Below are 25,818 nucleotides of genomic sequence, written 5' to 3'. Positions count from 1 at the left end.
GTGTACCCGCCTCTTTTACTTTTCTTTCGTGCCGTTTCGTGCTTTTCGTAGTAGCATCAAATCAACGGCTGTTACCGCTTTGATTTCCCTTTCCCCTTTTGCTTTTTTTCCGCTCCCGGAATCCCTGGTTTCTGATCCCACTTTTGCGGCGGATTCTTCTTGTAAATCGGTGCACCGTCTTTCTCGGGAAATTGTGCTGCGATCGCGGTCAGTCGCTGCAGCGCGGCGGTGACTTTAGGAAGTTGCAAGTCAATCAGGTTCTGCTCTTCCCACTGGTCTCCGTTGATTTTAAACAGTTTGCTCGGTTTCCGGTTTGAGTCGATCCACAGTTTATAATCTTTGTCGCGGATCACGCGGTCGTCGTATTCCAGCGCCGGCTGCACGCGTCCGTCCCGCAGAGCCGCCGGGCCGCCTCCCATTGAGAGAATCCACTCGCGTGGTCCCTCTTGCGTTTCGCCCAGAACCAGCGGCGCGAATGACTTTCCATCCACCACGCGACCGGCCGGCAGCGTGCCGCCCCCCAGTTCTGCGAACGTGGGGAGAATATCGGTGAAGTCAATCAGCGCGTCGGTCTCCACGCCGCCGGGAACGGTCCCCGGGCAGTTGACGATCAAGGGCATTGCGGTCCCGTTGTGTTCCGTCATTTTTGTCTTGCCCCCCCGCACGAAGCGGCCGCGAAATTTAATGTTGCTCTGGCCGCCGGTACCGTTGTCTGTGGTGAAGACGATGATCGTGTTCTCGCGGAGGCCCGCTTCGTCCAGCGCTGTCATCAGTCGGCCCACCAGTTTGTCGGCATAGCGCACCATCACCGGAAACAGGCGTGTCTTGTCTGTTTCGTCCTTATTTAACGGCGTCGTAGTCAAAGGCGTGTGCGTCAAAACCATCGGGTAATACAGCAGCATCGGTTCGTCTTTGTGCTTGCCGATGAACTCGATCAGGTAGTCACAAAAAATATCGGGGCCGAACTGGCCGGGGTAGCTCCTGCTCCCCTTCCCTTTGATATTGATATAAGGGTCCCAGTAGCGATTCGCACTCGGCGGGTTCTGTGCTTCATAGCCGGTCCACATGCACCAGTCATCAAAGCCGGCTTCCTGCATCGCATTGGGTTCCACGCGGAAGTCATCAATCTGCCACTTCCCCGCGGCACACGTTTTGTAACCCGCATCGCGCAGCACATTCGCAAAGGTCGTATTCAACTGCGGATCGAAATGGGCGCCCGCGCCCCAGCGGGGGACATCCCAGTGATTAGTCCAGCCATGCCGAAACGGATACTGCCCGGTGAGCAGTGTCACCCGCGTCGGCGTGCATTGTGGCATGCACCACGCATTCTCGAATTTCATCCCGGTCGCCGCCAGTTCGTCGATCGCGGGAAGTTGTATCCACTCTTGACCGTAGCAGCCCATCCATTCCTTGCCCAGATCATCGACCAGAATGAACAGGATGTTCGGTTTTTTAAGCTCGGCAGAAACAGTCGGCTGCACCATCAGAAGGAACACGATCACAGACAGCAGGGCACGCAACATGGCAGAAACCTTCCAGCATCAGCGAGGTCATTGGTCAATCAGTCTTTTCTGATTTTAGTCCCTCTACTGTGTCATCACAACAACAAACAGGCATGCGATCGCATCACATGTTGCAATCTACCCGTGGTCAGGCTAACCTGAAGAGTGATCTCAATCCGTCATTCAAAGCCCTCAACACACCCGGAAACCAGACTGATGAATATGATGAGAGTATGCTTCCTGCTGATCCTGTCTGTTACTTTCTCCACCACTGCAGCTTTCGCAGCCGATGAGTGGGTCATCGATACACAAAAAGAATGGCAGGCTGCCGCAGCCGGAAAAGACAACATCGAAATCCAGGACGGCACGGCGATCCCCACCGACAAAGTCGCCACCTTCACCAGTAAAATCAAACGCTTTAACCAGAAACAAACAGCGAAATCAATCACCATCGAACAGTCACCCGTCTGGCAGAACTGGGAACCGGTTGCCAACCTGGGTCCGGTCAATCTGCAGGACGCCCCCGTCTTTCTGGCGATCGGACCGAACAACTACTGGGTCTTCGGTCGCTATGGCGGCGCTAAGAAAAAGAAAGGCTTCCAGGCAGAGCCTGCGACGCTCAACGGTTTCGATGTGAAACTGCAGACCACTCCCTGGAAACATCAGTTCGATGCGCCGGGTGGACTGGAAAAGGGGCTCGGCGGATATCATGGCTGGCAGAGCCGCGACATGGTCAACTGGGTGCATCACGGCCCCGTCACCGAAGATTTTTCCCGCTGGGTGACCAGTGCCGAGTATAAAGACGGCAAAGTTTATATCTACTACGATTACCCCAACGATCAGGACCCGCATGTCTACATCGACGAAGATCTCACCGATGGAAAACCCGGCAAAAACATGGGGCTGGCGGTCAAAGATCCCTCGCACGGTTCCGATGCCGGCTTCATCCGCGACAAACAGGGGTACTTCCATGTGATCCTCGAAGACTGGAGTCCCATCAATGCCAGCAAACGCTCCTGGGACTCCCCCCTCGCCGCGCATGCTGTCAGCGAAGATGGCGTCAAAGACTGGAAGTTCCTCGCGCCCCCGGTCGACAACCGTACGCAAGATACCGGCAAGGTCGCCGAGTACAAACACCCACACTGGCTGCAGCATCCGGACTGGAACACCAACATCGGCAAGTACAACGTGCACGAACCCGAACAGGAAGCGTACGGCGACTGGGCCCCGATCTGTGTCGGCTCACAATACTACCTGTTCGGCGATTACGATCCTGCCGGCGGGGGACACATGAGTGTCGGCTGGTTCACGAGTCCGAACATCGACGGACCTTACTCCTGGTGCGACAAGATCGGAGAAGGACACCCGGATCCCGACATCGGCTTCGCCGAAGGTCGTTTCTATCTGTTTACACAGCAGCAGACCGACTATGTCAGCCCTGGCCCGTGGGTGGAACAGGTGGAAGTCCGCGTTGGCGTCGATACCGACAACGACGGCAAACTCGACCAGTGGACCGACTGGACCGAAGTCAAAGAGACCTACGATTATACCCCGGGACTGTCGAAGCATGTTAAAAAAACACCGGCCAAGCTCGACCTGAAAGACCTGCCCGTCGGATATGGCTTCGGCTTTGAACTGCAACTGACGGACACGACCGCGAATAAGTCGAAGCCGATGATTGATCACGTGCAGGTGAAGTTCGAATGAGGATTTTAAAAGGGGCAGCGACGGTCTTGACTTTACTCCCCCCTTTTTATCATTCTTAACTTGAATCGGACCAGTTATGAAAACGCGTCACATTTATATCGTTCTGGGTCTGCTCACACTCTCCCTGGGCTATGTCGTGGCCTCGGCGATACAGGATACCCGGCAGGAAGTATTTATTTCCGTTGCCAAAAACAAACTCAAGCAACTGTCACTGGGGTTTCATAACTACGAATACTTAAAACAAAAATCGGTATTCAACGATGCCGTCGAACGCAACATGAGTTGGAGAGTTTTGTTATCGGAAACCTTTGCCGACGATTTTCTGGAGGGAAATTCAAACGACATCCTCAACCAGCCGACTCCGGAACACCTCCGCAATCCGCGAATGTCGGGCATCTTCAGAGGCTTTTCTGAAACTGATTCATCCACGTTAACCAGCTTCCGCGCCATCCACATGAAAGCAGGCTACGAAGATGTAAAGGACAAAGTCAGCGAGTGGGTCGTCGCTTTTCTACCGGCGAACCGAGAGCAATGGACCTCACAGGAAACTCTTTCGGAAGAGGACTTTAAAAAGCTACTCTCCCGTCAGGATGAGTCGAAGGCTCCCCCCGTCTTTATCGTTACTGAAGCAGGAAAGGTCATCAAAGCCGAACAGTTTATGACGGAATTCAGATCACTGAAATAAGACAACTAGATTCAAGGACAGGTAGAAATGTCAGACTCAGGGTCAAAAAGGTGTCCGGAACCGATTCCTGCCTGGTTATGCCTGTTCGCTTCGGCTGTTTTGAATTCTCTTTTCCTGAAATACCGGAACCATAATAGCTGTCCGGCTTCGAATTTGTCCCAGACAATAAATAGGGTGCGTTTTTATTTTGTCCTGTCGCTTTATATAATTTCTGCATTTTCCAAGAACATAAGGACGTACAACGATGACCATTTCACGACGCCAGTTCTGTGCTGCGCTGGGGGTAGCCGGGCTATCGGCAACTGCTTTTCCGGTATTTGCAACTGACAGTAAAACAGAACCGCTGCGGGTGATCACCTACAATGTCTATGGTTGCAGGGGGTGGCCTGCCAATCGGTCTCTGGCCAGAAAAGCGGTTGCGAAAGACCAGATGGTAGAACGGTTCTCAATGGAACTGGCCTTGTTCGATCCAGATATCATCAACTTTTCAGAGTCACCCGGTGAAGCAGTCACCAAAGCGATTGCTAAAAAACTGGGCATGAACCATGTCCGCTTTCCCAGCGGCGGCAACTGGCCGGGAACTCTGCTCAGTCGGTTCGAGATCACCGATTCAGAGAACGTTCCGCTCGGATATGCGCGTCCGCAGAATCTCTTCACACGTCACTGGGGACGCGGCACCATCAAGCTCCCTACCGGCGCACCACTCATCGTCCACTCCGCCCATCTGTATCCGGTTGTCGATCCCACAATTCGATTGAAAGAGATCAACGCGATGCTAACGTCAATGCAAGACGATTTCGATTCCGGCCAGTCAATGCTGTTGATCGGCGATCTGAACCACAGTCCAGAGACCGAGGAGTATCAACTCTGGAAAGATGCCGGCTGGATCGATACGTTCGCCAAAGTCGGCAAGGGGGAAGGGATCACGTTTCAGGCAGACGTGGAAAACGAGCGCATCGATTATGTTATGGCATACGGTCCGATTGCGAACCAGATCGTTGAATCGAGACCGCTGTTCGAGGGCGCGTTTCGATTGAACCTGGCAGACGAGAACGCGTTCGCACTCAGCGATCACCTGCCACAGTTGGCGATATTTGGTGAGCAGAAACGAGACGACTAGTGGAGTGTCATTTTTAATTTTGGGTTGATCGATATCCCGAGAGTGCGATCACGGAGCACATAAACAATTCCCCCAATCCTCAATTTCCAGCTTGACAAAGCACTAGATTGTGTCCTGTTTTATTGTCGCGTCTCCAGGGCTGTTTACTTTTCTCTGATAAGCATCGAAATAGATTAAAAATGCCGAAGTCATTATAAAGCTGATAACTGCTAAAATAACTTTCATGTACGTAGGCCAGGGATACATCGGGACCGTAAATGCCATTTCATTGGCGTCATAATACTTCAAATCAAAAGCAAGTAGCACTGCCAGATAGCTTTGTGGAAACACCAGCATGAACATCAGAAGATATTTCAACTTACTCATCAATTGAATTCCTTTTAGAAGTTAAAAGTCGATTTTGATCGACCAAGCTTCAAAATAACAGCTGATAGAAATTTCTGCTGACACTTTTGTTAACTCTATGACTTCTTCAATAACCAGTACTTGATTCGAAAAAACAAAGGACCAAGAATGCCAATTCCAATACCCAGGACCAGAAACAAATAGCCATGGCTTGCCGATCCGGGCTCAAGGACGGCATCTGCTGGATTGCCGGGATTGTAAGCGACCACGACATCCCCACCTTTCGGATATTGAGCTTGTTTCGCTTTGGTATTTGAAATTGAAGAATATTGCCCCTTTGCACCAAACCGATACACATCGGACGTGTATCCGATTTGATTGACAACAAATTCATAAGCGATGCGGAACGTCGCTGAGTTTTTGTCTTCAGCGCTGATGACCACCTCTGATTGCGTAATTTTCCCGGCGGTGGTCGGCCATGATGCACTCTGTTGGGCACGTATTACCAGATAACTGCCATAGGAAATCATAACGAGACTCAGGGCCAGTATGAGCAGGCTGAGGGCTTTCATATTGTCATACAGCTTATCGTCATACATCTTCGTAATGACTCCCCACAGCTATTGAATCATATTGCGTTTACGCCTGGCTTACCTATTGCCATGCAAAGCCTGGTTTGACAGACTTTCACCAGAACTTCCACCATGGTTTCTGTTCTCGTACCGGATTATTGTTCCCAAAGATCTGACATTCAGCGATGCGGGCCTCTGGCGGCAGCTCACGAGTGGAGAACGGAAGCATGTCAATACCCTGGTTGGCAGGCAAAACAAGTTGCAGCTTGCTCATGAGGTCCTGCATAATCCCGGGAATGCGGCTCTTGGATTCAACGCCGAGCACCAGCACCTGTTTCGCTTCTTCATCCCCTTCCAGGTAGCACTGTGGCAAATACGCTTCAACGATCCCTGGAACTTGAGCGACGACCTGACCGATGGCGTCTGCCATGATCTCCGACATGGGATTGGCGGGAACCCCAAAGTACAGGGTCGTGCCGGCTTGAAGCTTTCGCTCACGATTCATCTTCTCTTGTCCTGCCTCTGCATATGCGGAAAGCTTACAGATACGCTACCGTGATGACGTAACCTGCTGCGAGTCGTAAAAAATCGTACCAGACAGTCGTTGCCTGTCAACAGCGAGCCTGATGACCGCATTATTCTTAAACAACATTTCCTGTCTCCCGTTTTCCTGTAATGTCTCTCAAGAAATTGGACCGGATGTCATAGTACGCGCGACGATATACTAACATGGGGTGCGATCTTATTCGATCTGTCGCCGACCACTCCAGCGGTCCAGTCAATGAAAAACGGTGAGAACCGCGCTCTATTAGCGCCGGTACGATTGTCAGGGGACGGGCACTTCTGGTGAATCAAGCAGTTTGAAGATACTCGTGCGAAGCTGATGGAAATCCAGATCCAGGGCGGCAAGTGATTTTGCTGCGATTCCCTCTTCGACCATCAGCAGCCCGAGCAGAATATGCGCCCAGACGGCCACGGGATCGCGGCGCTTTATCACTTCTAAACTTCCTTTCCTGAAAGCTTGAGACGCCTGCTCTGTGCTGGGCTTCTGGTCTGCGAGGGCAGCCGTTTTCGATTCAGCGTCGGTTGAGCGTTTTTGTGTTTCACACACTCCTTCCGCCATGACCTGTTTGATCGCGGCTTCTGCTTTTTCGCGGGTGACTGCATACGAACTAAGAATACGAGCGGCGCTGTTTTCATAGTCGCCCAGGAAAGCAAGCAGAATGTGCTGGGTTCCTAATAATTCGCTTTGCGCGTCAGCAGCCTCCTGTCGGGATAATTCCGACAGGGTCACACGTATTGAAGAACTGTCTCTTGCGTGATCAGACATTTATTATCACAGCCATGCTGTTTGTCAGTAGTGATTTTAAGACGCTACGTTGCAGAAACTCTCTCGACTGTAAAATATTGTATCAGGTACTGGTCAATTAAATAGTCTGTGAGGGGACATTAATAAATGCAGTTGATTTACTCCAGGGGACTCCGCTTGATCTCATCCCTGAAATACTGATTTTGAAAATTCAGATTGCCGATAAAGGGGGCAGTGATGAGCGTTTCAAGCTGAGCTTATTCTCCAGGCGGGGCCTGTGGCTTCGGGGTTTCGCGATGCTGACTGGGATGCGGATCGACTGTCACGAGCAGGAATTGGTACCAGACATTATCTTCCGGCCTTCCCTCGGTGATGCGAAGATAACACCATTTCATTGGCATGAATTTCGGCTTTTGATCTTCTGCTGAAAGCTGGAGCAACACTACTTCGGTTTCAGGATCATAGATCCATTCACTCTTCTTGACCGTTTTGATGACCTCACCAATGTAGGCACCCCAGAGAGAACTGCGGGCCGCCGGAGTGAGAGAGCGTTTGGCGTCCGGATCCTGCAGATACCGTTCGCGAGATTTCGCAAGTATCTTTTCGACTTCCTGGACTGACTCCGGCGAATAATCTAAATCGACATCGTACAGATCATGAGCCAGTTCGACTGCCCGGTCTGCCTGTTTTTTCATGTGGCCAGACACCCCCAACCTCTGAATTTCCGGCAGGCGGACATAATAATGACTCAGTTGCACACAGCTGGCCACCCCAAGGATTATGAACAGGATCGTCACATAGATCTTGAGGTTACTTTTTCTGGGCGTGGCTGTATCATTCATGGATATGCTTTGTCTGTCATAGTAAAAGTGATCCCCGGTGATTACATTTTATGGTACAGGCCAGCCACGGAGAATGACAGATATTTCTTCAGACCGAACTAAAGGGGTCAGGTCTCTTATATATGAGACCTGACCCCTTTAGTTCCCCCCGAAAACCAGCGGGCGGCGACGATGGCTTCGCCGGCGATCAGCAGTTTGCGCCAGCGGGGCAGGCCGAAACGGGTGGTGTAGACGTTATAGTCCATGCGCTCCATTTCCGTGAGTATGCCGCCGTAAATGCGGTGCATGGCTTTCAGGATGCGTTGCCCTTCCGGTGAAAGATAATCAAACAGACATTCCGAACTCTGGTAATAACTTTTCGCACGCTCGACTTCGAACTGCATCAGGTCGCGAAACCGCTGGTCATAAATCTGTGACTGAATATCAGAACGGGTATATGCGAAGCGGTCTAAATCTTCCTGGGGTAAATAGACGCGGCCCATCTGAATGTCTTCCCCCAGATCGCGCAAAATGTTGGTCAGCTGAAACGCGAGGCCACATTCGACCCCGGCTGCAAAGGCCCGCTCATCATGAAAGCCCCAGATATGAATACAACACAATCCGACCACCCCTGCCACGTGGTAACAGTACTCCTGTAACTGCTCAAAGGTGGCGAACGCGACCGGCTGCAGATCAGACTCCACACCAGTGATCACCGCGAAAAAATAATCCCGAGGGATCCGATAACGTTCAATCACATCCCGCAGCGCGGGGAAACAGGGATGATAAGGCGGCGCGTCGGGATCACTTTGATGTTCGAGGACCTGCTGCAATTCCAGCCGCCAGTTTCGTAATGCATCTCCACGGTCGACCAGAGTCAGTTCCGACTGGTCGCCCAGGTCGTCTACCGTGCGCATGTACGCGTACAAAACACACATTGCCTGAAACTGCTCTTTCCGTAACGCCAGAAACGAATAGTAGAAGTTGCCCGCAGTCTGTTTTGCCAACTGCTGGCAATAGGCATAGGACTCGGACAGGCGTGTATTCATCGAATCTCTGGGAACGGTCACGAACAGGGAACAGGTGATTACGAACTACTATCTTAACTACACAAACTTCAATTTCAAATACGACCACCCGCTTCGCCAGAGTATCCCTTCATAAATATTTCATAATTCATACTCCCGGCACGCAATCCCGACTGGCCCGCCAGCGGTCTGCCCCGGAAAACCTGCTCTGCATGATTCCGCGGCTGAAAGATTCCCCTTGATTATGCCTGAAACCCTCGAAAAACAGACAAATCCTCCCCTGTTCTCTTTCTTTCCATCAGATCATTTTGTGACTACGTATAGTTAGATATTCCGGTCGCCTCTTGACGAAAATCGGGACGAATCGCGCACACAATACTCTTTTGCAATTTACTTGCATTAGACATTGACTTCTGCAATCGTTATGTAATAATGATTGCATTGTCATTTTTTGCTCAGATTATCTATTCGTTAAAACCTGGAGTCGCGTGATGAAGAAAATCAAGCCAACACGACGTGGATTTACCTTGATTGAACTTCTGGTAGTGATCGCCATTATTGCGATCCTGATTGCCTTACTGTTACCGGCTGTCCAGCAGGCACGCGAAGCCGCCCGGCGCAGTACCTGTAAAAATAATCTGAAACAGATCGGGCTGGCCTTGCATAATTATCATGAAACCCACAGTGTCCTTCCTTCCGGTTGGATTGGCGTGCAACCCGGCGTGGGCCCCAATGTGGAATATGGAAGTGGCTGGGGCTGGGGCACGATGATCCTCCCCTTCATGGACCAAAGTGCTTTATACAAACAGATCAACTTTAATCTCGACATCAACGATAGTGCACAGACCCCAGGCTTGATTGACATCGTCATGCCCGCCTATCGATGCCCTTCTGATCCTGCTGACAACACATTCGAACTGGAAGAAGAAGGCAGCCCGGGAACTGTCCTGGCCCGCCTGGCGACGGCCAACTATATCGGTGTGTTCGGCAGTGAAGAACTGGATGACTGCGAAACGGTAGCGCCGGGAACCAACTGTCAGAGTTCAGGCCTGTTTTATCAGAACAGCAATACCCGCTTCCGGGATATTACCGATGGTACTTCGCAGACCCTGTTTGTGGGAGAACGCAGAACCGATGCCACGGCCGGCTGGTACTCCACCTGGGTAGGTGCGGTCCCTGAAGGAGAAGAAACTTTCTCCCGCGTACTTGGCGCCACCGACCATGTTCCCAACGATCCTGCTGCTCATTTTGATGACTTCAGCAGCCATCATACGGGGGGTGCCCAGTTTCTGTTCGGCGATGGGCGCGTGCGGTTCATCTCAGAAAACATTGACAAGAATGTCTACCAGTCATTGTCGAGTATCCGTGGGGGCGAGTTGACCAACTTCGAATAATCTCACATCAAAGTTTGCTACGCGAACAGCAGGCTCTGCCAGCAACGACCAGTCATTTCATTCTATGACTGGTCGTTTTTTTGTTGCCGGAAAATGAACTCGCGCTTTGCTGTCGCACATTCCGCCGTTGATCTGCTTCGATAATTTTACTTTTTGCTGACTCAGGGTTCTCAGCCATAATCACTGTCAGGTTGGTGCCCTTTTATCTGAATCGACCAGATCCCTGTGTTTTCAGCGGTTGAGTGTGGCTATCTGTTTTGATTGATGCGATCCAGATATACACTCAACAATGAAAAACTGAGTCGTCAGATTGCACTTCGGCACTTGAGTCTGAGGCAGGATTCACCTAGAATGAGCAGCCGGGCAGTCACCGTGATAATACTGCCGCCTCTGTATTCAGAAAGAGTTTTGAAATGAACCGATTCAAACTGACACTGGTGATGCTGTTTACTCTGGTCCAGTGCCCCCAACTGTTTGCTCATCCGGGACACGGTACCCAGGAAGCCGCCAGTCCCCATGGTATTCTGCATTACCTGACAGAACCACTTCACCTGATCCCGTTCATCGGCGTCGCCGCATTTGTTGGTCTTTTGATTGCCGGAAAAAAGCTCGTGCAACGCTCACGCGATCAACGTCAGAAAGTGGCAGTTCGCGTACAGAATCGCCGCAGATAATCAGCGTCCCTGCGCAGCTGCTTCTTCCCCGCGCTGCAGGTAGGTCCGAATGGCTCGTTGATAAGTCTGCTCGGCAGCCTTGCGTTCCGGCTCTGCGATTTTCAGATGGCGATTTTTCCAGAGCAGCTTGATGGTCTCTGCACACCACAGCGCGCTGTCGAGTGAGGCGCGAATGGGTTGCTCCGCCACGATGACATTTACCGGATTGGTATGCAGTTGAGGAAACTGACGCAGGGCAATCCAGCTACTGGCTTCCACCGGCACTTCAAACTGCAGGGAATGGATTTTCCCATCCGCGGGTACCGTCTGCTCCGCGACGACTTCTCCATTCACCACGATTTCAACTAGACGCTTGCCCGTGGTCACATACTCGGCATTGCGCGGTGCATGCAGTACTCGGGTATCTCCCAATGCCCGGCGGCCCTCGGGCGGATCGAGCAGTCCATAGGCCACCGCCCGCGGGGTTTCAGGCGCGAACGCGACTTTCGCTGCGATCTTCACCTTGCCCGGCTGATTCAATTGAATGTCTGCAAAACCGGGCGCGACTTCATTGACCTGGAATTCCAAGGCATGCGCATAGCCGTCCGAAACATAGGAGCGCCCCTGTCGAATTCCCTGACACCACTGTGTAAAATCCACTTCCGTCTGCTGCCCGAGTTGCACGTAAACGCGTCCCTGTCCGACTCGACGGCTGCTCATGCAGGGGAAATCGGTTTCGCCACTGACCTTCAGCGGAAATCCGCAGTTTAAAATATGGTACCACGTATTCCATTCCGGTATGCGTTCGGTATCCATGGCACTGATGAAATCACAGACCCCTTCCGCGGTACTGACGCAGATTTCCATCGCACCGCCCCCGTTCATTTCGGGGACCGCCAGGTTCGGCAGTTGGTTGGCGGCCTGTTCCAACGCCTGCGTTAATTCAGCCAGCGACAACTGGCTGTTGCCATCTGTATCAATTGCTTGAAATGAACCGGGCAGGAGTCCTGTTGCTGCTTCTTCCGGATTGAGCGTTTTTGATTGGTCCTGATCCAGCTCCTGGATTAACCGTTGTGCCGCGAGGGGCGGATTGACGCGCAACGCCGAATGCGGAAATCCGGTTACGCCCCCCTGCTCTTTACACCACCGCAGTACAGGCACGGTCCAACTGGGCCAGCCTGTCGTAGTGCCTAAAGTGCCGGGATAAGTCTGATTCTGTAAATTCAACAGACACACATGCCCCAGAGCAGCAGAGCCGAAACCACTGATTTCGAGGTCATATTTGAGCAGAGTCAGGGGCTCACTGACCCGGTCTGCCGTCGAGGCAAAAAACTGGCGCTGGACATCAAAGCAGGGCCCCCAGGTCAGAACACAGCCCACATTCAAACCTTCTCCCTTGACCTGATTGAACATGTCCTGAGGCGTGACTCCCTTAGTCGGATTATCATAATGGGCACAGCCGGCGGCATGAATGTGATGATCGCCGGAATAAAATCCAAATGCGCGCGGGTTCACCCAGCGTTTCAAATGCACTTCCAATGTCTGCTCTGAACTTGCCGAGATTTTGATTTTTCGCGTCAGCCTCTGGTATTCCGGTCCACGACTGAATTCCATCTCCAGTTCGCCGGCCGGCAACATCACGGCTTCACCATCCAGCCGATAAATCTGGGGTTGAAAAAAGAAGTCAGGAGCCAGTCGCTTGGCCTGCAGTGGATAGACGCGCTCCTGCGCATCACGAAACAGGAGCCGCGCTGCGGTCGGCTTTCCGTCGTAGTCTGTAATGGAAAGTTTTACGGGAACTGCCGGTTGCACATTAAACAGGATCGGCACTTCGCCCCGAAAACCAAGGTCCTGCGTGCCCGCTCCCACATTGAACCCCAGAGTAGCTTCCCGTTTTCCTGACTCGTGGCAGTAGATGAGGGCGAGCACATATTCTACTTCCAGACCACTCAGCTGGACGGTCAGCGGACTTGCCTGAAACAGCTCGACTTCCAGAAAGCGATCTTTCGCGCCGGCTTTGTTTTCATTCCGATTCAATTCCGGTTGCGCCTGCCGCTTGAGTGAATTCAAGGCGGCTCCCGCATAGACGGGTCCTGCCTGGGGACTGGTGATCTGTAACTGCCGGGTGACCGTACTTCGATTCACCACTTTCACCACAAACGGCGTAAAGCCCCCCTGCTGTAAGACAGCGGCCGCGGGTCCCAGGGTTACTTTGGTCCGCACTTCCGGGTTCAGGGAAACGAGGCACAAGACTTCCGGGTCGAGCAACTTCTGAATCGCGGCAGCGTTTCGCTGCTCACAGGCGGTAGTAAGTTTCTGAATCAGCGGCGCGGGCAAGGGCGCACCCAGATAATCCAGCGCAGAAATAAGCCGCTTTACATTCGCTGCCAGCGGCTGTCCTTCCACCTCTTTCACAGCCATTTTTTGTACAGCCGATGATTCCGCCAGCAGAGGACTTGAAGTAAAGGACGACCACAGGCACACGATCATGATAATTACGCAAACCAAGCGTCCGGGTTTGCTGTCAGCAGCGGTACGTTCGGCGTTCATCACACTATTCCCGTCAGATGCACAGCATGGCAAGCCGCTGCTGTTTTTACTCTACTGAAAATTTATGGACGGTGGTCTGCTCGTAAACTTGCCCCGGCTTGAGGATTGTGCTCGGGAACTCCGGTTGATTGGGGGAGTTCGGGAAATGCTGGGCTTCCAGGCAGAGCCCGCCGTTTTTGGGGTAGCCGCCACTGGCCGGCGTTCCATCCAGAAAGTTCCCCGTATAAAACTGCACGCCAGGTTCGGTCGTCATCACTTCCATCACCCGGCCCGACTCGGGATCTTTCACCCGTGCACAGAAAGCGGGCTGCTGTTCGCTTTGATTGACGACCCAGCAATGATCATAGCCACCTTCCACCTGATCAATGCGTTCGCCTATCTTGTGAGCAGACGTGAAATCCATGGGCGTACCTTGAACCGACTTCAGTTCCCCGGTGGGAATCGCTTCCTCTGTCACCGGCAGATACTGGTCGCAGTTGAGTAGCAGTTCATGATCCAGGATCTTGCCTTTTCCGGCCAGATTCCAGTAACAGTGATTCGTCACGTTGAGCGGAGTTTCCTTGTCGCTGGTCGCGGTATAATCGATTTTCAATTCGTTACTGTTATTCAGCGAATAAACCACTTTCAAAGTCAGCTTACCCGGGTAACCTTCTTCACCGTCCGGGCTGATCAGACTCAAACGCACTCCAACTTCTTCTTTGGTACTGAAACTTTCTGCGGCCCAGACCTTTTTATCAAAGCCTGCTTCCCCGCCATGCAGATGATTGGGAGGAATATTCTGAGCCAGCTGATACTCATTCCCGTTCAGGGAGAATTTTCCATCCTTGATTCGATTGGCATAACGGCCGCAGATGGCACCAAAATACGGTCCTTTGTTCTCATAAGCGGCCAGGGAATCAAATCCCAGCGTAATATTTTCCGATTTTCCATCCCGATCGGGTAAGTATACCGCAGTGACAATTGCGCCGTAGTTGATAATGTTGACGCTCGTCCCTTTATCATTCGATAGCAGGAATTGTGTAATTTCCTGGCCATTGGCAGAAGTTCCATAGGGTTCACTTTGCACTGTCAACTGATATTCATTTCCGGTATTCATGTCTGCATCCTTCGCACTGGTTTGATCTGAAGCGGCCTTTCTGGAATCCGGAGAGGGAGACTTTTCCTCTGAACAGCCTGTAAGCAGAATCAAAGCACTTGTTATTCCACTCCAATATTTCCATTGCATCATCAAATGGTCCTTTCGCTTTGACGGGATATAAATGACAGGCTCAGCTCTCATGTCTCTGGAAACCAGAATAACAAATCCCCATGCAAATGTAATGCAGAAACGGATTCGCATGCTGACGTGATTCCCCCGAGAAAACAACAGGCTCCCGAGAATGAATTTCAGACACAAAGCCGGCGGCTGACAGGCAGCCCATGCCCCCAGTCCGAGAGCAGAACACCTGGCTGATATTCAGGATTGCGGTCAGTACGGGAAATTCCTCACATATTCTCAGAGAAAAAAATCCCTGCGTCGAAATAGAACAGAATTTATTTCCCTTTTCTGAATCCCGAAACAGCTGGGCCCCCATGTATTCGCACGGACACTAATTTTAGGTTAATATTTCAAGACATTGAGGTTAACATACCACATAACCAATTTATGAATAAGGATTTACGTCTTTATTAAACAGAATCCTTGAATCCTCCCCAAAACAAATGAGAGCAAGTTATAATTAAAGACAGGCGATTTGATTTGGAGAATGTATGATTCTATTCCAGAATCTTTACTTAATTCCCATCATTTCTCCTCTCTCTGGCGTAGTAATAAACAGAGCGTGTCAAATAACGCGGAGAGGGGAGGTAGACATGCAGTTAGAAATGGTCGATAAAAAAATTGAGGAACGAGGCTCTTTGCCATCGGGGGGTGTTACCAGTGATGCCCGTCTGGTCGAAGCAGCTCGCAAGGGTGACGACAGCGCATTTGGCGAATTAGTCCTGCGTTATGAGCGCAGATTAATCCGTGTGCTGATTCAGTTCGTCAAAAGCCCGGACCTGGCAGAAGATCTGGCACAGGATACATTCCTGAAAAGCTATGAGCGACTTGATCAATTCGATACATCCAGGAGATTTGGTCCCTGGCTGTTCCGGATCGGAGTCAATCAGGCTCTGGATTACCTGCGAAAACAGAAGCGAAGAGGCTGGTGGCTGTTGTTCAGTGACAGTCCTTCAGACACTCCTTTCGATCCTTCAGTCCCGGATCCAAGGAACAAAATTGATATCAAACAGGAAGTTCAGGCCATTCTGGAAGAAATTCCTGAGAAGTATCGGACCGTGCTCGTATTGCGTGACCTGGAAAACTTTTCCACTTCGGAAATCGCTGCGATCCTGGACCGCAAAGAAGCAACCATTCGCTGGCGACTGGCAGAAGCAAGAAACCGTTTCCAGAAGCTGTGGTCTAATCGTCAAAATGTTGAAAGCTCCATGTCGGGCAAGGAATAATAAGACATGTACTGCGCACAATGTAATGGTTTGAAATCAAGAGTCGCTCTGGCAGTCGGAAACGATCTGTCGGATGACGAGCTCAGACTTCTCGAAAAACAGCTCAAAAACTGTGAGCAATGTCGCTTACAATATGATCAGCTGCAAAAAAGCTACGAGGCCCTGCAAAATCAGTTTGACAGTGCCCCCGTACCTTCTTTGCAGGATAGTGTCTGGCCTCAGGTGTCTGCCAAAATTGCTGCCCGTCACCGGAAAAACAGACCAACCCGTTTTAACGCCCTGCTGCCGACACTGACAACGATTGCCTGCTGCCTGGCTTTAATGCTGGTCACGAACAACCCGCGATCAGAACTGCAGCCTTTTGCCCCCGCTACGGAATCGATTCATCCTGTCAATATTCAGGGGAATCATAATTTTACGAATGTGAATCTGCCTGATCTTTCTGATCAACAATGGGATTCGTCGCCAAAGCAACAACTGGAACATCAGATGAATCCTTATGGATACGAGTTACCTCGTCTCAGGCACGATTCTGTGAATACTCACCAGTTACATTCCGTTAAATTCTAAGTTCAACACTTCATTCCTGAACTCAGGCTGGTCAATCGACCAGCCTTTTTTTTATGATATCGATAGAATCACCTCCCCGCTTCGATTGTGTCCAGTTTTACTGTAGCGTCTCCAGGGCTGTTTGGCCCGAGTATATTAGATTGAGAGACGCTATACTTAAATGTGATGCGATCTAGAAGGGGTGACATAAATCTATCTCAGGAAATGAACTCTGCTTATGTCGATTACTGTCTCCCTGGCGTCACCCGAAGAGTGGCCTGAAGTATCTGCCTTCATTTTTGCTGATGCAGCAGCAGAGGACCAGGACCAGCAGATCAACGAATTTCTTGAAACAGTCAAGGCCGATCAGAATGGTCATAAACTGCTGCTGATAGCCCGCGAAAATAACGTGCTGCTGGGAGCGGGTGTCCTGATATTTACAGATGCGTCCACCGCATTTTTCTGGCCACCTTTTACCGCACGTACTGATTGTGCCGCTGCGTTACTGCAGGAAATGGCAACTCGAATTGATCAGTCTGAGGTGAGTATCGGCCAGGCGCTGCTGGACCCCAGACAACTGAACGTGAGACGGTTATTGACTCAAAATGGATTCCCCCACCTCACGAACCTGGTGTTTATGAGACACCCGCTGACCGACATCCGCTCTCAGGGACTGCTGGCAGACAAACACATTCAAAGCATCCCCTTTGATGAACAGATAAATCGTCATCGTTTTCTGGCTATGCTGGACCTGACTCATCAGTTCTCATTTGACTGCCCTGCTCTCAATCACTCCCGCACAGCAGAAGAATCTCTCGAATCCCATCGCAGTTCTGGGGACTCTGATCAGCAGTACTGGTATCTGTTTCAACACGAAAATACCGACCTGGGGGTCATTTTGTTATCTGAACATCGGTCCGAAAATCTCTGGGAAGTAGTCTACATGGGGGTCGCGCCGGAGCAGCGTGGCAAAGGTTATGGCGCTGCCTTGATCGAATTTGGCTTGCAGCAGGCATTGGCCCATAACCAATCTGCTTTGATGCTCGCTGTCGACTACAAAAATTCCTATGCGATAAAGATTTATGAAGAGTCAGGTTTTATCAGACAGAACACATTAAGCGTGCATGCGCGAATGCGTTCGCAATTCTCAGAAAAAAAACCGAAAATTCATTAACATGTTTTGAACAGGCAGAACTTCAGTCTGGTAAATATTTTTTTGATGAAAACTGTGATTTTCTGCTGGTAAAACAGCTTTTGATTTCGGTCTGAAAATTCTGAAAAATTTCCGCCGCGTTTCTGTTTGACTCTCTGACGATTCAAGCTAGTATCAGAACCACTGAATGAGTAAACGCAGTGTCGACCAGACCAATGCCTTAAATCTTTTCGGCACTGCAAACAATGGAGCTTTTTAGCGCATCATTTCTTAATATACCTCACAACCATGATCGATACGGAACGAGCAGGATTTCGCTCTTCCCGTATTATGGCCGGGAATGTTGCGCGCGGGGGGAGGGTGCAAGATGCAACCCACGTCTTTGGCAGTGGAGGGTGCGCTTAGTGCTGATTCAGCCAAGCGACCAACGGAAGCCAAGCTGGGGCCTGTTTTAACCGAATCGGACGAGCAAGCAGCATTTCAACTGCTTGCGCAGCAAGTCGGTCAGCGCAGTTTCCAGAACTGGTTCGCAGGGAAAGTCAGTCTGAAGTTGGAAGCAAATCTCCTCATCATGGGAGTTGCCAGCCCGTTCTTACTGACCTGGATGCAGAAGAAGTTTTCCTCCGAGATCTATGCAACAGCCATCGCCTGTATTGGCCCGGCAGCCGAATATCGCTTTGAGGTCGATCCGAAACTGACCGGCCAGGAGTTGAGTTCTAAAGAACAATCTACGTCTTCTCGAGCCAATACGGAAACCTCAGATCCCAAGCCGCTGCTGAATTCCGACCAGAAATCAGAACGCGTCGACAGTGGACACAAACCGGCTCAACCGTCCCCCTACAAGGGAAGACGTTTTGCAGATCTGTCGACTTTCATCACCGGAAAATCGAATCAACTTGCCTACATGGCAACACTGCAGTCGAGCGAACAGCCGGGGGCCTTATATAACCCGCTGTTCATCCATGGCGGAGTCGGACTGGGAAAGACACATCTACTGGAAGGGTTCTACCGGAAAATCCGTCAGCAGTACCCTTCTCTGCAGGTTGTATTTCTGACGGCAGAATCGTTTGGAAATTACTTTTCCAAAGCATTACAGGAACGGTCTCTGCCCAGTTTCCGTCAGCGGTTTCGAAACGTGGATGTCCTGATCATCGATGATATCGATTTTTTCGAATCCAAACGCATATTTCAGGAAGAACTGTTACATACGATTAAACACCTGGAAAGCCATGGCAGACAACTGATCTTTTCCTCCGACAGGCATCCCCGCCTGTTAACGAAAATGAGTGAAGAACTCACAACCCGTTTTCTGTCTGGTCTTGTCTGTCGAGTGGAATCCCCCGAAACAGAATTACGACTGCAAATCGCCCGCCAGCGGGCCTTACAGCTCAAAACTCCGATCACCGACGGTGCGTTGGAGTATGTTGCCAGACGTTTCTCGCATAATGTGCGGGAACTGGAAGGCGCCGTGAACTGTCTGCAGACCTGGCATGTGATGACAAAGCAGAAAATCACCACAACACTGGCGCGTCAGGTTCTGGCAGATCTGGAACGGGACTGTATCCGTATTATTAAAATGGATGACATCAAACAGATTGTCTGCTCAACGTTTGGCATTTCGGAAGCCGACTTGAAATCTTCGCGGCGGTCGAGAAATATCAGCCAGCCTCGCATGCTGGCGATGTTCCTTGCCAGGAAACTGACACAGGCTGCCTACAGTGAAATCGGAGATTTCTTTGGCGGCCGCAATCACAGTACTGTGATGTTCGCCGAGAAAAAAGTGCGTCAGTGGCTGGAAAATCAGGATTCCATCCGGGTCGCATTACAGGACTGGTCTACCGAAGAAATTATCGAATCTCTGGAACAGCAACTGCTGGCCAGTTAATCAATCGAGGATACGAATTGAGACTTAATACTGTCCCTGTGTTGTCGGGTATTGACCGGGAACCGGTGTAGACTGAGCCCCCCACTGGAATCGCGAGGGAGCAGGTTGCCCCTGATTCATGAGGGACTGCCGATTCTGGTCTGCCGCCTGTTGACTAGACTGATAAGCCCCCTGCTGTGCGCCCTGCTGCAGATTAGGATTTGCGGTACGAATATTGGCCGGAGCAAAAGCCGGATTCGTGGAATACATGGCCGATTGTGGAAGTTCCGAAGGAAACTGGGGAAATCCGCCCGCATTCTGGATGGGCTGCATTCCCTGCCCCTGAGATCCATTCTGCCTGCCAGGCTGATTCGTATATTGATAACCCGCCTGACGAACAGCGTTGGCTGGCTGCTGTTGATGTTGCTGATAAGCCGGCTGATCAAATTGCACCTGGCGAATATTCTGTCCGCCCGGTTGAAAGACATTCTGCTGCGGAACCTGGGCAGACGCCGGCATCAAGTTTCCGACCTGCATTTGAGAACTCATTAAGGGTGAATTACCGTCTGTATTCTGTTGCACTTCCGCGACCGGGAACATCTGGCCGGGGCCGGCGTTCATTCCCGTACGTGCCGCTTCCCGGATCTGTGCCTGATCCGCATTCTGCTGCAGGTTTTCTGAATATTGATTTTCACGATTCAGATTCTGCTGAGTCGAATTGATGCGATAATCGGGAAACTGTCCCGGTACCTGGTACTGATTGCCATACATGGGTTGTCCTGCCTGGGGCATATTGACCGGCATCTGTTGCTGATACTGGGGTGTGTTCCCCTGAGGCATATTCTGATACTGCCCCTGCTGCGTCTGAGGGAAACCCTGTCCTGCCTGATACTGCTGATTTTGATATCGACTTTGAGGTGCCTGCTGGACTGGTTGATTCTGCTGCTGTTCCTTCATGGCCCAGTAGTTGGATGCATCCACGGCCTGGCTGATTTCCGGATCTCCCGCTGGCGGCCAGGCCTGAATCTGTGCGTCCGGATCCACGTATTGAACAGGAGCAGGTGCAGGCTGAGGGGCATGAACCAGATGTTGACGATTTTCCTGATACGGTAAAGTGTTCTGTGGTACGCTGGCAGTTTGCCGCATCATCGATGGCTGAGGACTGATGGCAGGCAGTTCCTGTCCGGCATCGCGGGCCTGGACTGCTTTCTCGCGCTCGCGTCTCATCATTTCTGCAATCTGCAGTGTCGGATTCAGGTCTGCCTGGTTCGTGACTGGTGCTGTGGGCTGTACCTGATTTTGCACCACGCCGTTCTCTCCCGTCGCATACAGCACTGGCTGTTGTGGAGCTATCTGGACCTGTTCCACAGGTTGGATGTTGGATGCCAGATTCGCAGGCGCCACCCGCTGCACATTGTGTTGTCCCGTTCCTGACTGGGCAAGGCTCATCTCAGGATTGACGCCTGGGAACAACTGCGCAAATTTCTGCCGGGCCTGTGCCTCGCCGCCGGTCATGCGAAACAGCGCCAGCGCCTGGTCATACTGACCTGAACGGCCATAGTACCAACCCAGGTGATCCAGCGAACGCACGTGGCGCGGTTGATATTTAAGTGCTTCCCGCAGATATTTTTCACCATAGTCATCCCGTCCCTGCAGCATGTACGAATAGCCGATATCACTCAGCAGATCGGAATTGGCAGGATCCAGTTTCAAAGCTTTCAGATAATATGCTTCTGCCGCTGGAAAGTTTTTCTTTTTATCCTCGATGATTGCCAGACGATGCAAGGCTTCAAAATGACTGCCATCCATCGCCAGCACTCGTTGATAGTACCCCTGGGCTTTTTCCAGATTCCCCGCCCGATCCGCATCGTAAGCCAGGCTTAATTCCTGCTGTAACGTCGTTGCATCTACTTGTGCGGTCGCAGTCTGCGGAGTACTTATCGGCAGTGCCCTGGACTCTGTGGGCTTTGGGGAGGGATTTGTTTGTTGATCCAGAATCGGAACCTCTGCCAGCTGCTCTGAAGAATCCTCCAGGCCGTTCCGTCGCTGTCGGTCCTGTCGTCCTTTTTTTCGCTCTGCCGCCATGGCGACTCTCAGCTTCTTCTGGATGTCAGACTCTTTCTTTTTCGCTGATACATTTTCAGCCAGATCATCAGAGGATTGTGAACTCCGCGCAAAAGGTCCGGACTGACAGCCATTGAATAAGAGAATACAACAGGACAGGATCACTAGATGTTGAAACATTCGAGCTTTCATCGGGCATCAACCTTGATTCAGCGAGGGAGGATCGCTCAGTTTAATTCGACTCAATTTGAAATGAATTCAGAGCCCTCAATCATCACCAGAATTGGCTACGGGAATTTCAGAAGTCTGATTGAGAAAAATTCAGACGTATTTGGACTGAAACACCAGTGCGTAATATTCTGCAGTTCGACTGACAGCTGAGAAAAATGATAATGTGATTTGGTTGGATTAGATATGAGAGAGAAAGGTATCAGGCGCGGATTCTATGTCGATCTGCAATTCATGTCGATACGAATCTTGGAAACGAAGTTCAGACAGGCTGATCTCCGCAACCGCAGACATACTGGAGCACCTCGAATGCACGTAAACTACTACTGCAAAAACACTTAAAACGCCGCAGCACAAATCTTGCTGCGGCGTTTTTGTATCGGTTATTTAGTGTTCCCTGGTGCGAAGTGACTTAAAATTGATTAGAAACCAACGCCGCCGCCGCCACCACCGCCGCCGAAGCCGGCTCCTCCTCCGCCACCGCCGCCGCCGAAACCACCACCGAGACCACCTCGAGTCGAGATGAATCGATAGTAGTCGATCTCTGCTTCGCGTGAATTCAGCGATCGCCCATAGGGAGTCGAGACAATGGTCCGCTGATCGGCGTCCTGATTCCCCAGATCGGTCAGAATGCGGGCGATCAGCTGGCGTCGATAAGCGTCCAGTTCCGGAGCATAATTATTATCACTACGTTCGACGATCACAGGATAAGGGGCACTGCGCATGCGGGCCCCAATTTCGAGAATATGATCTTTTCCGTTTGTCGTCAGCTCGGCACTGTTCTCAATAAATTCGTTGCGATTAATTATAAAATCAACGGCTTCCGCATTGGATTCCATCGTATGGTAATGCGCCCGGTTCACGCTGCCCAGAGGATAAACATCGGGAATGGCAAAAGATCGTTTATGAACACCCCAGTTGCCTCCACCACCTCCCCAGCGGCAGCAACCGGCAACCAGCAGGATACAGCTGGATGTCAGAATCACTTTTTGAATTATTGAAAAACGGGCCATCATGTCCCTCAGTTATTTTACGACAACGTCGTTACTGTCTGAATATTGAAAGTACGAACACATCTCCCCTGAGAAGACCAGTCGTAGCTCTATTATTAAAATTCGTTTTTTACATCAGCACGCACTCTATCTGCTGATGTCAGCATTTATTCAAAGCTGAATTCTCATTCCCCACCAAACAGGGAAAAGCGGGAACGAGCAGGCTGCGGTTCCGCTGAGTCACGTCTCATTTTCGGATCGACGTATCCTGCAGGCTGGATAAATGAATTGCTCTGGCCTTCCGCTGAACCATTCTGGAATCGGTTTTTGATCATTTGTGTAAATCTGCCGGACCGTTGTGGTGCCTGAGCACCCTGATATTGTCCGGGAGCGTAAGCCTGTGGACCACTGGCCGCGGGTGCTGGTGGCGGAGGCAATGGATTATGTTGGTTCGGGTGTACTGGATTTCGTGGATTCACCGGTTGCCTCGGAAAGGAACTACGAGGCTGTGGAATCGGCTGGTTAACAGGCCCCTGCTGGAAGGTTCCGGTACTCGCTGGTGGATAATAAGGAGAAGCAGGAGCCGGATTGAACGGCTGGTAACCGACTTCGACTCCCTGACCTGCACCGCGACCGTAGGGCTGCAGCTGATAGACGGCTGTGTCCGGAGCCCCTTCAGTCATCGCATATTTATACAATTCTTTATCCTGAGGCACGGTCACTTCAAAACCGGGATAAGGAGGCACTTCATCCTCTTCCATCGGTCGTACCAGCTGGGGAGTTACTGTAATCAGTAATTCCGACTCTCCCTGGCTCGACTGCTTTGAACTGAACAGGTAGCTCCCCACCAGCGGAATTTCTCCCAGCCACGGAATTCGGGTTACCCCGGTAGAAGCATCATGTCCAAATAAACCGGCCAGAACAATGGTTTGCCCTTCACGCAGTTCGACAGTCGTCTGTGCCCGTCGCGAATTCAATCCGGGAATTCCCTGTACTGAGTTACTGTCGTTAATCTGGCTGTATTCCGGCACGATTCGCATACGAATCAAATCTTTATCAATCACAATCGGCGTCACGACAATGGATGTACCAAAACCGCGGAATGTCGTTGAGGTCCCCTGGGCACCACCGACACCAACAATCGTTGGAACGGCAAATTCCCCCCCCGCCAGGAAGCTGGCCGAGTGACCGCTTAAGACCGTTAAAGTCGGGCGCGCCATAATTTTTGTGGTACCATTCTGAGCCAGTGCGTTGATCAGTACATTCACTTCACCGGCTTCAAAGATACCCGTTAACGTGGAAGGCACTCCCCCCATTGTAGATCCGATAAACTGCCGACCTCCGTCAAACAGCACACTCAAATCCACACCCAGCTGCCTCATCATTGTACGGTTCATTTGCGCAATCGTCACATGGATCATCACCTGGAATTCTCCCGGGATATCTAACATGTTGACGATAAATGAAGAGGCGTAGGCATTGTTTCCTACCCCATCCAGTAAACCCCCTCCTCCATAACCGCCCCCATAGGCGGCGCCGGCTCCATTAGGCTGTGGTCCACCCAGGTTTCCTTCGTAGTTGATCACTTCACCGCGAATGACCGACAGAATGTTAGCCGCTTCGGTCGCATCAGAGGCCTCTCCTTTGACAATAATTTTCCGCGAGAGAGGAATCAGATACACTTTGCTGTTCGGAAAGAGAACCGCTATTTTTCGCTCCAGCTTCCCGTAATCAATCCGTCGCTGGCCTTCCAGACTGGGATCCTGAATTGTATGCACCAGATAAGTGATCGGTGTATCGTCACCTTCAAACCACAATGTTAAAGTCGTCGTTCCCAGTTCCAGACCCACAATTGAGATTTCCGTGGGAGAATAGGTCACGAATTCAATAATGGAAGGGTCGGCGATTGCATACCGCCGAATTCGCGAATTGGTGATGATCAGCTGACTGCGACGGATGATAATTTCCATCTCATCGAAAATGCCGGGGGTCGACCGAATTTGAGTCGGCAGAGGTTTCCGGGTAATGCGTCCCGTGTCCTGCACCATCTGAATTTTTGGTCCGTTCGATTGGTCAACTGCCTCCTGAATGGGAACCACACCTTGCGGCGCAGAACCATACTGTGCCTGGGGTTGATACTGTGTTTGTGGCAAATATTGAGGGGAGACTCGATGTTGAACTTGTGCAGGCGGTTGAGAGTATTGATGTGGTTGAGAGTATTGGCGTTGAATCTGAGAGGGGGGCGCTGCGGTTTGTGTCCCACGCTGAAGAGCGCGCGGAGGCATCTGCAGCATTGAAGGTCCCTGTGCGAGCGCAAGGTGAGCAAGCGACGATAGACTCGCGATGCTGATCGCGATTATTTTTATGGCATTTTGAAAACGAATCGTTTCAAAATTTCGAATTGCCGATCCATGGCAGTTCTGCTTGAACATCCGCTGTCGCTCCCCAATTGCCTGTCTTCAGGAAAATGGTAATTTGGCGTTATACTAAGGCTCGTACTCAGGGCTGATTAGCGCCCGATATTCTCTACGACATGATTCAGATTTAGTAATAACATGTATTTACTCATAACAGGTTATCCTTAACCTGTTATCTGTTCTTATTTGATTCACGTATCAGCTCACCACGTTCCTGTTAATAATGGGGGAAGACCCACCGACTTTTATTAAGGTACGAACGCATTTTGGGTAGATACACAACACTTTGTATTGTTTGTATCGGCTAATCATGAAATCAGGATTAGAATGGTTCGACTTATTTTTCCTCTTTCAGTCTTCAAGTTAAGGGGAAACACTTAG

21 protein-coding genes are annotated in these 25,818 nt (G+C 51.0%); 9 read left to right on the top strand and 12 right to left on the bottom strand.

Annotation, left to right across the window (positions count from 1 at the left end; all coding sequences use genetic code 11):
• Positions 1-71 precede the first annotated feature (71 nt).
• A complete protein-coding gene (locus tag ACN0YH_RS25150) occupies positions 72-1,523 on the bottom strand; it encodes a sulfatase-like hydrolase/transferase (RefSeq protein WP_417382355.1) in 1,452 nt (483 codons plus the stop codon).
• A 195-nt stretch (positions 1,524-1,718) separates the two neighbouring features.
• Between ACN0YH_RS25150 and ACN0YH_RS25145 the strand changes: the two genes are divergently transcribed.
• From ACN0YH_RS25145 to ACN0YH_RS25135, 3 genes are all read left to right on the top strand, one after another.
• On the top strand, positions 1,719-3,209 hold the full coding sequence (locus ACN0YH_RS25145) for a hypothetical protein (RefSeq protein WP_417382354.1): 1,491 nt from the start codon (positions 1,719-1,721) through the stop codon (positions 3,207-3,209).
• Between the two features lie 76 nt (positions 3,210-3,285).
• Positions 3,286-3,894 (top strand): hypothetical protein, encoded by a 609-nt coding sequence (locus ACN0YH_RS25140; protein WP_417382353.1) that lies wholly within the window; start codon positions 3,286-3,288, stop codon positions 3,892-3,894.
• Between the two features lie 244 nt (positions 3,895-4,138).
• Entirely contained in the window at positions 4,139-5,014 is an 876-nt protein-coding gene (locus ACN0YH_RS25135) for an endonuclease/exonuclease/phosphatase family protein (protein ID WP_417382352.1), read from the top strand.
• 102 nt (positions 5,015-5,116) lie between these two features.
• Here ACN0YH_RS25135 and ACN0YH_RS25130 read toward each other — a convergent pair whose 3' ends face one another.
• The 6 genes from ACN0YH_RS25130 to ACN0YH_RS25105 all read right to left on the bottom strand — a co-directional run bounded on the left by ACN0YH_RS25130 (position 5,117) and on the right by ACN0YH_RS25105 (position 9,110).
• A complete protein-coding gene (locus ACN0YH_RS25130; RefSeq protein WP_417382351.1) occupies positions 5,117-5,380 on the bottom strand; it encodes a hypothetical protein in 264 nt (87 codons plus the stop codon).
• A gap of 95 nt (positions 5,381-5,475) precedes the next feature.
• Positions 5,476-5,958, bottom strand: coding sequence for a DUF3592 domain-containing protein (locus ACN0YH_RS25125; RefSeq protein ID WP_417382350.1), 483 nt, complete (start codon positions 5,956-5,958; stop codon positions 5,476-5,478).
• 88 nt (positions 5,959-6,046) lie between these two features.
• Positions 6,047-6,436 carry an enhanced serine sensitivity protein SseB C-terminal domain-containing protein gene (locus ACN0YH_RS25120; RefSeq protein WP_417382349.1) on the bottom strand — a complete coding sequence of 130 codons (390 nt, stop codon included), beginning with the start codon at positions 6,434-6,436 and terminating at the stop codon, positions 6,047-6,049.
• A gap of 321 nt (positions 6,437-6,757) precedes the next feature.
• Complete coding sequence (locus ACN0YH_RS25115; protein WP_417382348.1) at positions 6,758-7,261, bottom strand: Clp protease N-terminal domain-containing protein; 504 nt, start codon at positions 7,259-7,261, stop codon at positions 6,758-6,760.
• 236 nt (positions 7,262-7,497) lie between these two features.
• The gene (locus tag ACN0YH_RS25110; protein WP_417382347.1) at positions 7,498-8,082 is read right to left on the bottom strand and encodes a hypothetical protein; all 585 of its coding nucleotides are present in this window, start codon (positions 8,080-8,082) and stop codon (positions 7,498-7,500) included.
• A 116-nt stretch (positions 8,083-8,198) separates the two neighbouring features.
• Positions 8,199-9,110 carry a phytoene/squalene synthase family protein gene (locus ACN0YH_RS25105; protein WP_417382346.1) on the bottom strand — a complete coding sequence of 304 codons (912 nt, stop codon included), beginning with the start codon at positions 9,108-9,110 and terminating at the stop codon, positions 8,199-8,201.
• Between the two features lie 470 nt (positions 9,111-9,580).
• Between ACN0YH_RS25105 and ACN0YH_RS25100 the strand changes: the two genes are divergently transcribed.
• Complete coding sequence (locus tag ACN0YH_RS25100) at positions 9,581-10,483, top strand: DUF1559 domain-containing protein (RefSeq protein ID WP_417382345.1); 903 nt, start codon at positions 9,581-9,583, stop codon at positions 10,481-10,483.
• A gap of 413 nt (positions 10,484-10,896) precedes the next feature.
• Positions 10,897-11,157, top strand: a complete 261-nt coding sequence (locus ACN0YH_RS25095; protein ID WP_417382344.1) for a hypothetical protein — start codon at positions 10,897-10,899, stop codon at positions 11,155-11,157.
• Here the strand turns inward: ACN0YH_RS25095 and ACN0YH_RS25090 are convergent, their stop codons facing one another.
• A complete protein-coding gene (locus tag ACN0YH_RS25090) occupies positions 11,158-13,686 on the bottom strand; it encodes a CehA/McbA family metallohydrolase (protein ID WP_417382343.1) in 2,529 nt (842 codons plus the stop codon).
• 46 nt (positions 13,687-13,732) lie between these two features.
• Positions 13,733-14,782, bottom strand: a complete 1,050-nt coding sequence (locus ACN0YH_RS25085) for an aldose epimerase family protein (protein WP_417382342.1) — start codon at positions 14,780-14,782, stop codon at positions 13,733-13,735.
• A gap of 755 nt (positions 14,783-15,537) precedes the next feature.
• On the opposite strand from ACN0YH_RS25085, the gene ACN0YH_RS25080 reads away from it, so the two are divergent.
• From ACN0YH_RS25080 to dnaA, 4 genes are all read left to right on the top strand, one after another.
• Positions 15,538-16,170 carry an RNA polymerase sigma factor gene (locus tag ACN0YH_RS25080; protein WP_417382341.1) on the top strand — a complete coding sequence of 211 codons (633 nt, stop codon included), beginning with the start codon at positions 15,538-15,540 and terminating at the stop codon, positions 16,168-16,170.
• A gap of 6 nt (positions 16,171-16,176) precedes the next feature.
• Positions 16,177-16,740, top strand: coding sequence for an anti-sigma factor family protein (locus ACN0YH_RS25075; RefSeq protein WP_417382340.1), 564 nt, complete (start codon positions 16,177-16,179; stop codon positions 16,738-16,740).
• Between the two features lie 217 nt (positions 16,741-16,957).
• Complete coding sequence (locus ACN0YH_RS25070) at positions 16,958-17,893, top strand: GNAT family N-acetyltransferase (protein ID WP_417382339.1); 936 nt, start codon at positions 16,958-16,960, stop codon at positions 17,891-17,893.
• 346 nt (positions 17,894-18,239) lie between these two features.
• Complete coding sequence (gene dnaA / locus ACN0YH_RS25065; protein WP_417382338.1) at positions 18,240-19,757, top strand: chromosomal replication initiator protein DnaA; 1,518 nt, start codon at positions 18,240-18,242, stop codon at positions 19,755-19,757.
• A gap of 24 nt (positions 19,758-19,781) precedes the next feature.
• Here the strand turns inward: dnaA and ACN0YH_RS25060 are convergent, their stop codons facing one another.
• From ACN0YH_RS25060 to ACN0YH_RS25050, 3 genes are all read right to left on the bottom strand, one after another.
• Positions 19,782-21,980, bottom strand: a complete 2,199-nt coding sequence (locus ACN0YH_RS25060; protein ID WP_417382337.1) for a tetratricopeptide repeat protein — start codon at positions 21,978-21,980, stop codon at positions 19,782-19,784.
• Between the two features lie 470 nt (positions 21,981-22,450).
• Complete coding sequence (locus ACN0YH_RS25055) at positions 22,451-23,044, bottom strand: hypothetical protein (protein WP_417382336.1); 594 nt, start codon at positions 23,042-23,044, stop codon at positions 22,451-22,453.
• Positions 23,045-23,205: 161 nt separating this feature from the next.
• The gene (locus tag ACN0YH_RS25050; RefSeq protein ID WP_417382335.1) at positions 23,206-25,452 is read right to left on the bottom strand and encodes a pilus assembly protein N-terminal domain-containing protein; all 2,247 of its coding nucleotides are present in this window, start codon (positions 25,450-25,452) and stop codon (positions 23,206-23,208) included.
• Between the last annotated feature and the right edge of the window lie 366 nt (positions 25,453-25,818).

Origin of the sequence: Gimesia sp. (genome assembly GCF_048262075.1) — a bacterium.
Lineage (GTDB): Bacteria > Planctomycetota > Planctomycetia > Planctomycetales > Planctomycetaceae > Gimesia.
Note: the sequence above shows the minus strand (reverse complement) of the source record. Positions and strands in the feature narration are given on the sequence as shown.